The organism is Arthrobacter sp. Y3221048 (genome assembly GCF_059092685.1).
In genome coordinates this window covers 202,086-215,245 of sequence record NZ_JBNHHX010000004.1, presented here as the reverse complement: position 1 = coordinate 215,245, position 13,160 = coordinate 202,086, and the positions used below count along the sequence as shown (strand labels likewise).

The 13,160-nt window shown below is 61.5% G+C and carries 10 protein-coding genes; all 10 read left to right on the top strand.

Translation table 11 applies throughout. From position 1 onward, the window contains the following. The first annotated feature begins 5 nt into the window (after window positions 1–5). The 10 genes from AC5RVS_RS13515 to AC5RVS_RS13470 all read left to right on the top strand — a co-directional run bounded on the left by AC5RVS_RS13515 (window position 6) and on the right by AC5RVS_RS13470 (window position 12,757). Window positions 6–1,058, top strand: a complete 1,053-nt coding sequence (locus AC5RVS_RS13515) for an LCP family protein (protein ID WP_494108530.1) — start codon at window positions 6–8, stop codon at window positions 1,056–1,058. A gap of 8 nt (window positions 1,059–1,066) precedes the next feature. After that, on the top strand, window positions 1,067–1,870 hold the full coding sequence (locus AC5RVS_RS13510; RefSeq protein ID WP_494108529.1) for a hypothetical protein: 804 nt from the start codon (window positions 1,067–1,069) through the stop codon (window positions 1,868–1,870). Window positions 1,871–1,923: 53 nt separating this feature from the next. Further along, window positions 1,924–3,141 carry a glycosyltransferase family 4 protein gene (locus AC5RVS_RS13505; RefSeq protein ID WP_494108688.1) on the top strand — a complete coding sequence of 406 codons (1,218 nt, stop codon included), beginning with the start codon at window positions 1,924–1,926 and terminating at the stop codon, window positions 3,139–3,141. Next, the gene (locus AC5RVS_RS13500) at window positions 3,138–4,880 is read left to right on the top strand and encodes a glycosyltransferase family 4 protein (RefSeq protein ID WP_494108528.1); all 1,743 of its coding nucleotides are present in this window, start codon (window positions 3,138–3,140) and stop codon (window positions 4,878–4,880) included. Before AC5RVS_RS13505 ends, AC5RVS_RS13500 begins: the two co-directional genes overlap by 4 nt. A 2-nt stretch (window positions 4,881–4,882) precedes the next feature. After that, window positions 4,883–5,782, top strand: a complete 900-nt coding sequence (locus AC5RVS_RS13495) for an ABC transporter permease (RefSeq protein ID WP_494108527.1) — start codon at window positions 4,883–4,885, stop codon at window positions 5,780–5,782. Next, window positions 5,766–6,668, top strand: a complete 903-nt coding sequence (locus tag AC5RVS_RS13490) for an ABC transporter ATP-binding protein (RefSeq protein ID WP_494108526.1) — start codon at window positions 5,766–5,768, stop codon at window positions 6,666–6,668. The genes AC5RVS_RS13495 and AC5RVS_RS13490 overlap by 17 nt, the downstream gene beginning before the upstream one ends. Window positions 6,669–6,904: 236 nt before the next feature. Beyond that, on the top strand, window positions 6,905–8,581 hold the full coding sequence (locus AC5RVS_RS13485) for a glycosyltransferase family protein (RefSeq protein ID WP_494108525.1): 1,677 nt from the start codon (window positions 6,905–6,907) through the stop codon (window positions 8,579–8,581). Window positions 8,582–8,591: 10 nt separating this feature from the next. Then, entirely contained in the window at window positions 8,592–9,899 is a 1,308-nt protein-coding gene (wecC, locus tag AC5RVS_RS13480; protein WP_494108524.1) for a UDP-N-acetyl-D-mannosamine dehydrogenase, read from the top strand. Window positions 9,900–9,908: 9 nt separating this feature from the next. Further along, window positions 9,909–10,769, top strand: coding sequence for a hypothetical protein (locus AC5RVS_RS13475; protein WP_494108523.1), 861 nt, complete (start codon window positions 9,909–9,911; stop codon window positions 10,767–10,769). 53 nt (window positions 10,770–10,822) lie between these two features. Next, window positions 10,823–12,757 (top strand): glycosyltransferase family 2 protein, encoded by a 1,935-nt coding sequence (locus tag AC5RVS_RS13470; RefSeq protein WP_494108522.1) that lies wholly within the window; start codon window positions 10,823–10,825, stop codon window positions 12,755–12,757. The last annotated feature ends 403 nt before the right edge of the window (window positions 12,758–13,160 follow it).

Genomic DNA, 13,160 nt, shown 5'->3' with positions numbered 1-13,160 from the left:
ATCCGTTGACTGAAGAATCGCATTATCCGGACTATGATTCCGGGCGCCGCCTGCGTCAGGGGCGGAAAAAGAATCGATCTGTCTTGATTACCATGGTGACCCTGTTGGGTCTCGTTTTGGTGGCAGCGATCGTAGCCGGTGGCTACCTCTTCAACTTGGCGAACACTTTTAATCACGAGACCCAAACCATCGATAGCGCCTTTCCAGAAGACGGGAACCGTCCGGAGAAGAACGATGACGGGTCGATGAACATCCTGTTGATGGGTTCCGACAGCCGCAACGCCAACGACGGGGAGAACCTGTCTGGAATTTCGGATGGCGGTCGCTCGGACACAATGATGCTCATGCACATCCCTGGCAACAAAGAGGCCGTCTACGTCATGTCCGTCATGCGCGACACCTGGACGGAAATCCCCGGTTACGGCGAGCATAAGATTAACGCCGCTGCAGCCTTCGGAGGAGTGCCGCTCACAGTTGAAACGTTTGAAAGACTCCTCGACACCCGCATCGACCATGTAGCCATCATCGACTTTGCCGGTTTCCAGGCTTTGACGGACGCCTTGGGCGGAGTCCAAATTAACAATCCCATGGCGTTCCAATCCAGCGGTTCAATGGGAGAGTTTTTTCCCCAAGGGGCACAAACCCTGGATGGTGAGTCGGCCCTGAAGTTCGTCCGGGAACGTAAGGCCTTCAGCGACGGCGATTATCAGCGTGTTAAAAACCAGCAGCTTTTCGTCAAAGCCATCATGTCGCGTTTCCTGACAGCGGATACCCTGACTAATCCCGGCCGAATTGCTGACGTAGTCTCCGACTTCTCGCCGTACATCAGCGTCGATTCAGGGTTCGACGCGGTTACCGCCGGTTCCCTGGGCTTCGGCCTCAGGAATATCCGCACGTCGGATGTCCACATGTTCACGTTGCCGACCTTGGGTACCGGAACGTCGGCGGACGGGCAATCAATCGTGGTCAAGGATGAAGCAGCAATCGCGGAGGTCACTAAAGCGTTGAAATCGGGCTCGATGGACGATTACTGGGCGACCTCCGAAGCCGCTGGATAGGATCCGATGTGAAACTCGCGAGGACATCGGCGACAGTATCGCTTGTCGCCCTCTTGCTGACCGGGGGAGCCGCATCGGCGGCCGTTGCATCGGAGTTCACCGTGAGGCCGCCCGTCGTCCTCATCCAACCGGAAACAAATGAGTCCGTCGTGCCCGAACCGGCAGCGCCTGGGATTCAAAATCCTGCAGCGCCGCCGAGTCCGGCGCCCGCACAGCCGGAGCCGGAACCGGCACCGGAACCCGGCAATCAAGAACAGGATCCAGTTGAACCTTCGCCGGCCGAACAAGGCGCCGATGCCGAACAGGAGGTAGATCCCGCGACCGGGCCCGCGGTCGATCCCGTTACAGGCTACTACTTGGATCCGGTGTACGGCCTGCCCATCCACCCCTCCACTGGATATTTGATGCACCCGGCCACCGGGCTGTTGTTCGTGCCCAACACGGATTACCTGATGGACCCCGTAACGGGGGATTACTTTGACCGGTACACCCTTCTCCCAGTGGAAGGTACAAAGACCGCCGAACCCAACCCTGAGAAATCTGAGCAGCGCAAAAAAGACAAGGAGTCTGACTCAGCTGCCAGCCCTGCGCCGACGTCGGAGCCAAGTCCGTCTTCCACGGCAGAAGCAGCGGCTTCCGGGGACGGACCGCCCTTGGCCGGACCGGAGGAAAGGGCCTCTAGCGTAGGTTCATCCCCCTTGCTGCGCGCGAGCGTGGCGGCGGGCCTGATCGCCATCGGCATTCTCTACTACCTGCGGTTGCGTGGCGGCCGCAAACCAACTCTGCAACACGGCGTCCATCCGGGCGCCTAGTCCCGCCACTGCGCACCAGTCTCAAGTTTTAGGGGGAGCTCTACGTGCGGATCATGCTCTTGACCCATTCATACACACCGGAAGTGAGCCCGCCGCAACGTCGTTGGTCCCAATTCATCACTCATTTCCGTCAGCGCGGCTGGGAGGTGGAGGTCGTGGCTCCCATCGCCCACCTTCCCGAAGGCCGCCGCACTCTTCCCAAGGACCAGGCAGGCCGGGCTTTCCGCCGGCATGCCGGTACCCACGGTGAACGAATCCGTAGAGTGCCCTACCTGCCGCATCGGACAACCCGTCTGGGCAGGCTTGCCAATCACGCGTTTTCGGCAGCGTGCACTATTCCTGCTGCCATGATGGGGCGTCGACCTGATGTGCTCATCGTGACCGTGCCGAGCTTGCCAATTCTCGGGGCGGGGTTCGTCGTCGCAAAATTACTCAAGGTCCCGCTGGTCGTGGATATGCGCGACGCCTGGCCGGACATCGCCCACGATGCCCGGCTGGTCCAGGGCGGGGCCAAGAGCTTGGCCGAGAAGGCGATCATTGCCATTCAAGACCGTGCGGATCTTGTAGTCACTGTTACTTATGGCTTCGCGGACACGTTGCGTGAACGCGGACTGAAGAACGTGGCCACGGTCACCAACGGCGTGGACCTGGACTTCATCGAGGAGCTGCCCCCGCGGCCTACCGACCCGTCCCGGCTGGAAGTGGTCTATCTTGGCAACCACGGGGAGAGCCAGATGCTGGAAGTCGTGGTCAAAGCGGCGGCTTTGGTGGGGGACAAGGTTCAACTCACCATGGTGGGCCACGGCGTCGAGCGCAACCACTTGATTAATCTAGCCACCGAGCTGGATGCCCCGGTGGAGTTCCATCCGCCAGCCAACCGGACTGCGGTGATGGAGTACTACCGCCGCGCGGACACTTGCGTAGTGTCTCTCCGCGATGACTGGAAGTCTTTTGAAACCACCATCCCCTCCAAGACCTTTGAAGTGTTGGCTCTCGGCCGCCACGTTACTGGTATCGTCCTCGGCGAGGCCAAGAAGATCCTTGAGGACTCCGGCACTGGCGACGTCGTTCCTGCGCAGCCGGAGGCCGTGGCGCAACTGTGGCGGGACCTGATCGACGACCGCTCCCGTTTGGCTACTGGTGGTTCTGGCCGGGAATGGTTGAGGAACAACGCCAATGTTCCGACGCTTGCCGCCTCCTACATGGAACTGCTCGAGAGCGTAGCCGCGCCAGCCGTGGGTACAACGACCACCACAGTGGCCGCCCAATGAGCTTTTGGCAGTTGCCGGGCAATGCCCGGTTGGCTGAGGCCACCCTCCGCCAGCATGTGGGTGACGACCCGATGGTCCTCGCACTTCAGGTTTCGCGGCGGCTGCCGGCCCGGCTGGTGCAGCCGCTGGCCCGACTGGCCGCCCGTACACGTGGCAGGGGCGTGCTTCAGCCACTGGGCGCCTATATCGCTGGTGACCTTGACCTTGCCCGCGAACTGCTCGAGTCGGCCGCCCAAGCCGGGGCGTCCGGCGGTCTGGCACGGCGGCTGGCGGACGTAGCCATCGCGGCCGCCATGCCGGAGGTAGCGGACAAGCTCCTGCAGAATGTGGCTTCCGGTACAGCCGGTCGCAGCGGTACCGTGGCCAGGCGCCGCTGGTACGACGGCGATATGGCCGGGGCGGTAGCCGTGCTGGGCGCCGGCACGCGCCGGGAGCGACGCCAGCGGCACCAGTTGGCCGGTGAGCTGAAGGTCTTCACCGGGTGGACACCCCGGTTGCCATCGGTGGATGGATACGTACCAGAATCCCAGACGGTGCTGCATCTGCTGACCAATTCCCTGCCGCATACGGGAAGCGGTTATGCACAGCGTTCGCATTCTCTGCTTAAAGCCCAGCGCGAGCTCGGGTGGAGGGTCCATGCCGTTACGCGAACGGGCTATCCAGTGCAGGTGGGGCGCCTTTTCGCGCAGGAAAAGGACGTGCTCGACGGCGTGGTCTACCACCGGGACTTGCCCGCCAATTTGGCGCGTGGTTTCGACGAGCGCCTCCAGCAGCAGGCGGAGCGCCTGCTGGCGCTCGCGTTGGAGATCCGGCCCGCCGTTCTTCACACGACCACCCACTTCGTCAACGGTTTGGTGGCAGCGGCAGTGGCGGGTGCGCTCGGAATCCCCTGGATTTACGAGGTCCGTGGACAATTGGCGGATACTTGGGCCTCCACCCGGGGGTCCGACGCCCGGAGCAGTCAGCGGTACAAACTGTTCCGTGAGCGCGAAACTGCTGTCATGCACCGGGCAAACGCAGTGGCCACCCTCGGGGTGACGATGAAAGGGGATATCCTAAGCGAAGGATTAAGCCCGGAAAAGGTGCTGCTTCTGCCCAACGCGGTCGGAGACGGCTTCCTCAACGAGCCTTACACGCCACGCGAAGCCAGGCGTCGACTGGGTCTACCCCAGGACGGGACGTTCATCGGGACAGTCAGCAGCCTCGTTGATTACGAAGGCCTGGATGATCTGCTCAGGGCCTTCGCCCTGCTGGCCGGTGAGCATCCAGATCTCAAGTGCCTGATTGTCGGGGATGGTGTCGCTGCGCCCAGGCTCAAGAACCTGGCCGCGGAGCTCGGCGTTTCGCCGCGGGTCCTGTTCCCGGGGCGGGTGCCCAGGACCGAAGCGCATGTGTACCACCAAGCATTGGATGTTTTTGTTGTGCCACGAAAGGATCTCAAGGTGACTCGTAGCGTCACTCCGCTCAAGCCGGTGGAGGCGATGGCCTCTGCCCGTCCGGTCGCTGCCAGCGATCTGCCGGCCCTGCGCGAGATCGTCCTGGAAGGCAGAACCGGACTACTGTTCAAGGCGGGCGACCCCGCGGACCAGGCTGGAGCGGTCGGGAAACTTGTGGCAGATGCGGAACTGCGCATGGAGCTGGGGAAGATGGGACGGACATCCGCTTTGGCAGAACGGACTTGGGCGGCGAATGCAGCGGCGCTGGCCCGGCTGTATACCGACGTTGAAGGTGATCGCTGATCGTGACTGAAACCCGGCCACAGGCAGCGAATCCCGCTCCGGTTCAGCAGACGGTGACGGTCCCGGTCAGCCTGAAAAAACTGCACAGGATCGGTGCACGCCCGGACTTTACGGATTATCTGGTCCAGCTCTGGGACCGGCGGCAGTTCATCATCTTCGATGCCCAAGCCCGCGTGCAGTCCGCTAATGACAAGGACAAGCTGGGCAGCCTGTGGCTGATCCTCACCCCGCTGTTCAACGGCCTGACGTACTACTTTATCTTCGGCATGCTGCTGGGGACGGGCCGGGGCATCGATAATTTCGTGGGGTATCTTGTGATCGGTATTTTCACCTTCCAGGTCTCCGCCGGTGCTCTGTTACAGGGCGCCCGCAGCCTGGTAGCCAATGAATCCGTCATCAAGGCGTTCACATTTCCCCGTGCTGCTTTGCCGATCGCGGTGAACCTGCGCGAGTTGCTCTCCTCGATTCCGTCCACCATCGTTATGCTGCTGATCGTTCTCATAGCTGCGCCAATTGAGGAGATAACATGGCGCTGGCTGCTGATCATCCCGGCCATTCTCCTCCAGCACCTTTTCAACCTCGGCATCGGCATGCTGCTGGCCCCGTTCCTGTACAAAGTCCACGACATTGGAAACCTACTGTCCTTCCTGACTCGTTTGTGGATGTACAGTTCAGCCGTCTTCTACAGTCTGGACCGCTTTAAGGACTACCCAACTTTGGTTAAGGTTCTTGAGGCGAACCCCTTGTATATAGTCATCGACATCATCCGGGACTCCGTCCTTTATGCCACCACGCCGAGCTGGCAGAGCTGGGCGGCCTTGACTGCGTGGGCCTTGGGGCTGTTGGCCGTTGGCTTCTTCGTTTTCTGGCGTCAGGAGGAATCTTATGGCCGTGTCAGCTAGCGGGGTCCGGTGGGACGCCGAGCCGTCGGTCGTTGTCGACCAAGTGGATGTTCAATACCGCACTAAACAGGATGCATCGCGGGACGGCGGCTCGGCCACGGGACTTTCAGGTGTCATCCGACGTCGGATCAACCCTTCGGGCAAGGCTGTCAAGCGCGCGTTGCACCAGGTCAGTTTCGTGGGGTACAAAGGCGATTCCATCGGAATCATCGGCCGCAACGGCTCCGGTAAGAGTACCTTGATGCGAGTCTTGGCCGGCTTGACGTTACCCACGGGTGGCGCCGTATATGCCCAAAGCCAGCCCGTCCTCTTGGGCGTGAACGCAGCGCTGATCTCCTCCCTCTCCGGTGCCCAGAACATCCGTCTCGGATGCTTGGCCATGGGCATGACTGACGATGAAGTGGACAGCAAGTTTGCGAGCATCGTTGAGATGTCGGGGCTCGAGGACGAGATCAATCATCCGATGAACACCTATTCCTCGGGCATGGGCGCTCGGCTCCGCTTTGCCATCGCCTGTGCAGTGGATCCGGAAATTCTGCTAATCGACGAAGCCCTGAATACCGGTGACGCCCAATTCAGGCAGCGGTCCAAGCAACGCATGGATATCATCCGCGATCAGGCGGGCACTGTATTCCTGGTCAGCCACAGCGCAGGCACGATCAAGGAGAACTGCAACCGCTGCATCTGGCTCGACAAAGGTGACTTCATCATGGATGGGACCCCGGACGAAGTCACTAAGCAATATCGAGACTTTGTCTGGCGCATGACTGAGGGCAACAAGGACCACGGTATGCGTATTCGCAATGAAATCATGTCCAGCCGTCCTCATCTGCAGGTCGAACTGCTCGAGAGCGGCTGGCGGAGCGCCAAGGCCGGCAGAAAATGACTGCTTTATTGGACGCCGCATCCTTTAGGCGCGCGCTATGGCATGTGCGCCACGGCGGAATGGCGGCTTTACGGGAGCATCTGCTGCGCCAAGACCCCGCGGGGGCCGGTCCTCGGCTTCTGCCCGTCTTCTCAAAGATCGCGCTTAGCCCGAGGCACCGGAATCGTCCCCGGATTGAACCCACGCAGCCCACGGCGGCCGTTCCAGTGAATGCCCGAGTGCACGCCGGTGTCATCTTGGACGAATTTTCGCTGGCGGGATTCGAGTGGGAATGGCGCTGCACGCCTTTGCGTCCCGGACTGAGCCAGGCCGAAGTAGCTGAACTTGGACTGGACCTGGTGCTGATCGAGTCGGCCTGGGCGGGAAACGACGGTGCGTGGCGCTACAAGCTGTTGGGTAGCACAGGACCGTCCCCGCAGATTCGGGAGCTGATTGCCCATGCAAAGGCTTTGCATCTCCCGGTCGTGCTCTGGAACAAGGAAGACCCACCGCATTACGAGGACTTCTTGCCGCTGGCCAAGCTCTGCGATTACGTTTTCACTACCGACGAGAACATGTTGGCGCTATACCGCAAGGATCTGGGGCACGCCAACGTGGCCTGTTTGCCGTTCGCCGCTCAGCCGAAGATCCACAACCCGGTGCGGCCGAAGCGCGGTTGGCAAGACAGGGACGTGGCCTTCGCCGGCATGTACTTTGCGCATAAGTACCCCGAACGGCGCAAGCAGATGGACATCATCCTCCCCGGTGCAGCCGAAGCCTGCAGCGGACGGGAATTTAAGTTCGAGATCTTCTCCCGCCAGCTTGGCAAGAAGTCCGAGTACCAGTTCCCGGAGCCGTTGGACAAGTTCGTCGTTGGATCCCTTTCCTACCGGCAGATGCTCACCGCCTACAAGGCGTACAAGATCTTCCTCAACGTGAATTCTGTGGTTGATTCAGCCACAATGTGCTCGCGGAGGATCTTCGAGATGACGGCCGCAGGCTCGACGGTAGTGACTACGCCAAGTCCGGCCGTGGACTACTTCTTTCCTGAGGGAGAGCTGCCGGTAGTCCAAAACCGTGTGGAGGCAGCCCACACCATTCGAGCGCTGCTAAAAAATCGGGAGTATGCAGAACGCCTGGTCCACCGAGCGCAGCGACGCATCTGGTCCGGACACACCTACCGCAACCGTGCGGAGCAGATTCTCCAAGCAGTTCGTCCGGAATTGGCGGCTGGTACGGACAAACCTGTAGTTTCCATCTTGGCTTCGAGCATTCGACCGGGGCAACTGGACCATGTGATCGACGGAGTCGCCGGCCAGCGCGGTGTCACCGTTCAATTGCTCTATGGTGCCCACGGTTTTTGTCTGGACAAGGATGAGTTCAAGCGGAAATGCCTTGCGGCGGGGATCACAGATGCCCTCGCACTGGAATTTCCGGCAGAGGTGACGTTGGGGGAGTGTTTGAATGCTCTCGTCGAGCAGGCGTCCGGGGAGTTCGCGGCCAAGTGGGACGATGATGATCTCTACGGACCCTGGTACTTGTTCGACCAAGTGCAGGCGCTTGCCTACGCAAGTGCCGCTGTCCTCGGAAAACGGGCGCACTACATGCACCTACAGGGACTGGATGTCACAGTGTTACGAAATTCCCAATTCGAACACCGATACTCCCACTTCGTCGCCGGGCCGACGCTTTTCGGGCGGCTTGCGATATTCCGTGAGAACCCCTTTCCTGCCGTCAGTCGGGGCGAGGATACTTCGTTCCTGAGAAGTGTTCTAGAATCGGGTGGGAAGATTTACGCCTCAGACCGTTTCAACTATTGTCAAGTGCGCGGCGCAGACCACACACAGCATACTTGGCAAGCAACGGCCCACGAGTTGCTTGCTACGTCTGCCATAAAGTTTTTCGGAAATCCCGTGGAACAGATCTTTATATAGGGAGTCGATTATGGAGAAGGTCAGGTATGACCTCGCCGTTATCGGTTTGGGGTACATCGGACTGCCGACGGCGGCGACTTTCGCCAGCCAGGGAAAGCACGTGGCCGGTGTCGATGTGAACCATGCCACTGTTGATGCCGTGAACCGGGGGGAGGTTCCGTTCGTTGAACCGGACCTGGGTGTGGTGGTATCCGGCGCGGTGAGCCTCGGCAACCTTAAAGCTTTCACCGAAGTGCCTCCGGCTGACGCTTTCATCGTCTGTGTTCCTACGCCGGTACGGGTCGACAAAGATGTGGACCTCTCATACTTGCGCAGCGCAGCGGAAAAGCTCGCGCCGGTGTTACGTGGAGGAGAACTGGTCATTCTGGAGTCCACCTCGCCGCCTGGTACCACCGAGCGCATTGGTGAGTTTCTGGTCAGCGCCCGGCCGGACCTGAGCCTCGCTCCGGAGCCCGGCAAACGGCAGATTTACTTGGCACACTCACCCGAACGTGTGCTGCCCGGCCGAATCATGGTTGAAATTGTTACCAATGATCGCGTAGTCGGCGGCCTGACACCGGAGGCATCCTCCATGGCAAGGGAACTGTACAGCGTGATTTGCCAGGGCGAAATCCACCTCACCGATGCCAAGACGGCCGAGATGACTAAGCTCGCGGAGAACTCGTTCCGCGATTTGAATATAGCCTTCGCCAACGAACTGGCCTTGATGTGCGGCAGCATGGGCGTGGACGTCTGGCGCTTGATAGAACTGGCCAATCGTCATCCGCGCGTCGATATCCTGAATCCGGGTCCCGGAGTCGGGGGCCATTGCATTGCTGTTGATCCGTGGTTCCTCGTCGGTGCTTTCCCGGAGCACTCGGGCCTGACGCGTGCGGCGCGCGACCTGAACGATTCCATGCCCCGCCATGTGGCGGAAAAGGCACTGGCAGCTGTCGCAGAGTTGGAGGAGCCGACGATCGTTGTCCTGGGCCTTGCCTTCAAGGCCAACGTCGACGACACTCGGGAATCTCCGGCCGTGGACGTAGTGCGTATGCTTTCCGCGGCAGCTCCTGCCGCCGATGTGATCGCTGTGGATCCGCATGTAACGACACTTCCACAGAGCCTCACCGGCCTGCGCAACCTGCGTTTGGAGGAGCTTGATGTAGCGCTGGATGTGGCCGACCTAGTGGTCCTGCTGGTTGATCATGATGAATTTAAGTACCTGGATCAGGAGCTGTTGATTGGTAAGCGTGTCATTGACACCCGCGGTGCCTGGCGGCAGCCCGATGCTTTGGAGGCAGAACTGGCCACCATGTCCGCGGCTGCCTTCGCCAAGTAGGACGTGTCGATGACACGCACCGGCATAGGCTCCAGCATCCACGAGCAGGTCTTGCAATGGCAGGCCGAGGCTGACGTACCAACCGCAGGCGTCCAGCAGCCCCGTCAAACCCCAATTGGTACTTTGACCATCATGGTGGACGCCCGAGCCGCGGATGCACGCACTACAGCGTTGACTATCTCTTCTATTTTCTCGGGCAGCGTGCAGCGCTCCTTCCTCCAGGTGCTGATGCCGGAATCTGCGGACTCGGCAAAACTGGAGCGGTGGTTGGCATCCGAAGTCGGCGTCCAGTTCATCCGCAGTGTGGAAGACGCAGTCGCGGGGGAGCAGTATTTGCTGGTTTGCCCAGCGGGCGTAATGCTCGGCACATATTCCATTGAGGCCGCCATTGAAGCGGCAGCGGAAACGGGCGCCGACCTGCTGCGGGTACTCGTAGACGGCGCCCCAGGCACAATGGAACTTTGGAAGACCGACAGGTTAGGCCCTCCCGCTGCAATGAACGGCGCAGAGCAAGCCATCCGGAATCAGGGCAGCGAGAGGTGGGTATCGGGGGCCAGTCTCGGCGCCCACGCTCTTGGCCGCCCCGCGCCCAAGCAATTCCTCCGCAAAGGCAGGGCCGGTAAGTTTGATCTGCACGTCGTCGTCAAGGACCTCAAGGATCCTGCGACGAGGCGGGATTATGAGCACCAAGTGCGCCGGCTCGAATTGGAACTGGCCCGCGCCAAGCGCCATCAGTGGCAGGACGCCGTGAGCAAAGCCTCTCCTCCCACGGCCTTACTGCCCTTCGGCGCCGCCCTTCGGAGGGGTCCGCGGTACATCGCCTCTCGAGCCGCTGCCCGCTTACGACGCCGCAACGCGGGGTTGAAATAGCGGTGGTCCTTGCCAATACCTTGGCCGGCAGTAGCAACATTTCGCTTCTGCGGTTGGCCAATGCACTCAATTTCGGACCGAAGGCCTTCGAATGGACGTTTGAGGATCTGAACGAGCCTCAAAGCATCGCGTCTGCCTCCAAAGCGCAGCAACGGTGGCATGACAACTTTGTGCTTGCCGTCCGGTCGGTGGCACAGGCACGGCAGTGGCTGCCCCTGCTGACGCTGTCCGGCAAGGCACACCGGGTCCACTTGGTGCTGCAGAACGACGGCGAAAAGCACCCGCCGCCGGCACGGCCCACGGTCGCGCAAATGCGCGCAGGGCTGATGATCTCGGCGTCGGCAGCGCCGGAAGGATATGCAGCCGTCACCGTTGCGGCGGGCAAGTGGGTAGATGTCCACCGCGCGATCGCCGCGGGGCTGATGCATCTGGAAATCGGCCGGCCCGGATCGGTGCTTGGTGGTTTGCGGGTGGGGATCACGGATCCCGCTCACGCGGCCTGGGCCGCAGGCGATCCATTGGCCCGGTCGCTTTGCCCGGACCTGCTAGAACCGGCCGACGAGGATATCTTCCCGGTGGACTTGGTAGTGGCGGACACCGAACCCGAAATCGCCTCGGTCCGGAGGCCTGCCGGTTTTGTCCGGCCCACTGATGGGCTGGCGGATAACAGCGGCTGGTCAATGGCCCTGCCGCCCGTGGATGTGCGCTGTGTGTCGCCGCGCGGCTTCAACCCCTACCCGGACCACGGCACCGTCCGCGCCAACTTCGCCCCCGGGGGCGGCCTGGTCTTCAGGGATGCCGAAGCTGCGGATGCTGACCAGCCGGTTGCTTCGCTGGCTCCAGGGGAGCCGCTCGGCGAGTACTGCATTGCCGCGCTGCGCTCCCGCAGTTATGTGGACGTTTCCACGTTGGTTGGCGCAGCCGACCACCGTGCCACCGCCGTTGTGCTTTCCGGCCTGGCCACGGCCGGCGTCCCGCTCTTGAGAGCGGGCGACACGGCTGCTGTGCGCATGCTCGGACCGGACCTTGCTGCCGCCATTTCGGCCTTCGACGCACAGGACACGGCGTTGCTGCGCGAATCCAAGTCCATTGACATGCGCCGGCTGGCCCTGGGTCTCTTCGAACCGGCCGCCCGCTGGAACCACTGGGCCGCCGGCGCCGGAATGACGCCCCTGGAACCGGAGGCGGTCAGCGTGGTGCTGGCCACCCGCCGTGCCGACAGGATCCGGGAAGCCGTCCGGCAAATCGAGCGGCAGGACTGGCCGGCCGTGGAAATCGTGCTGGTGCTGCACGGCATCGAAGTGCCCGATGCCGAGCTGGAGCAGCTGCGTGCAGATTGCTCGCGTGACCTAGTGGTTCGAAAAGCCGGACCTGAAAAGGTTTTGGGAGAGGTGTTGAACCTCGGCGTTCGAGCCGCCGGAGGCGGGCTCATTGCCAAGATGGACGACGACGACTGGTATGGGCGGCATCATCTGCGCGACTTGATCTACGCCCGCCGCTACTCCGGTGCGATGCTCACCGGAAGCCAAGTTGAATTTGTTTATCTGGAGGATCTGGACATCCTGACCAGGCGTCCCTCCGAGGGAGAGCGCTACTCGGACCATGTGGCTGGCGGCACCATGCTGATTTCTAAGTCGGACCTGGCGGACGTCGGCGGCTGGCGGCCGGTGCACCGCGCCGTGGACCGCTGCCTGTTGCAGGCAGTGGAGGCCGCGGGCGGCAGTATTTACCGCAATCACGGCCAGAACTACGTGATGCATCGGTACAATGACGCCCCGGGGCACGGTGGACACACCTGGGCGCCGGAGACGGAGACCTTCCTGCAGAATTCCCGAGAGCAGTGGGACGGGTTCGTCCTGCCGCCGCAGATCGACGCCGAGGATATCCGCTACTATCCGCCCGGTCGCCACGCCAGCCTGTCCAGCGTTTTCAGTAGGCTTGCGTCAGGCCCGCAGACCGCCGCTTCGGCAAGGGGAGAGCAGGAATGACCCGGCAACCAGTCATTTGGGTCTGTGGACAATGAAGCCCTCTTCAGTCGGCAGTAGCGGGGACGCCCAACCAAAGAGGTCTAAAACCTTTCGCCCAGTAACCAAATTCTGCCCAGCACACCTAGGGCCTTGAGTAGCTGCGACTAGTTTCGGAGAGGAAGCCGATTCAGCGCTTGGCCACGGGAGATGCCCGCTTCAGCGGCTGCTCCTCTGGACACCCCGGTCGCCATCGTCTTCAAGCCGGTGAACTCGGGGTGCGTATACCTCCCGAAACCTGTCCCCAGCCGGTTAATTCTTTGAGGTGATGGTCGCCTCCGAGCTTGATCGTGAACCTGGGTATCAGGGAGTCGGGAACGGGCCGCAACCACGCCTAACTCCATCCAGGTGTCCTCACGCTGTCCGC

Bases quoted from the DNA above. Each gene is read 5' to 3' on its own strand.
- AC5RVS_RS13500 (WP_494108528.1), top strand. From the start codon at position 3,138: ATGAGCTTTTGGCAGTTGCCGGGCAATGCCCGGTTGGCTGAGGCCACC.
- AC5RVS_RS13475 (WP_494108523.1), top strand. From the start codon at position 9,909: ATGACACGCACCGGCATAGGCTCCAGCATCCACGAGCAGGTCTTGCAA.
- wecC (WP_494108524.1), top strand. From the start codon at position 8,592: ATGGAGAAGGTCAGGTATGACCTCGCCGTTATCGGTTTGGGGTACATC.
- AC5RVS_RS13505 (WP_494108688.1), top strand. From the start codon at position 1,924: ATGCTCTTGACCCATTCATACACACCGGAAGTGAGCCCGCCGCAACGT.
- AC5RVS_RS13490 (WP_494108526.1), top strand. From the start codon at position 5,766: ATGGCCGTGTCAGCTAGCGGGGTCCGGTGGGACGCCGAGCCGTCGGTC.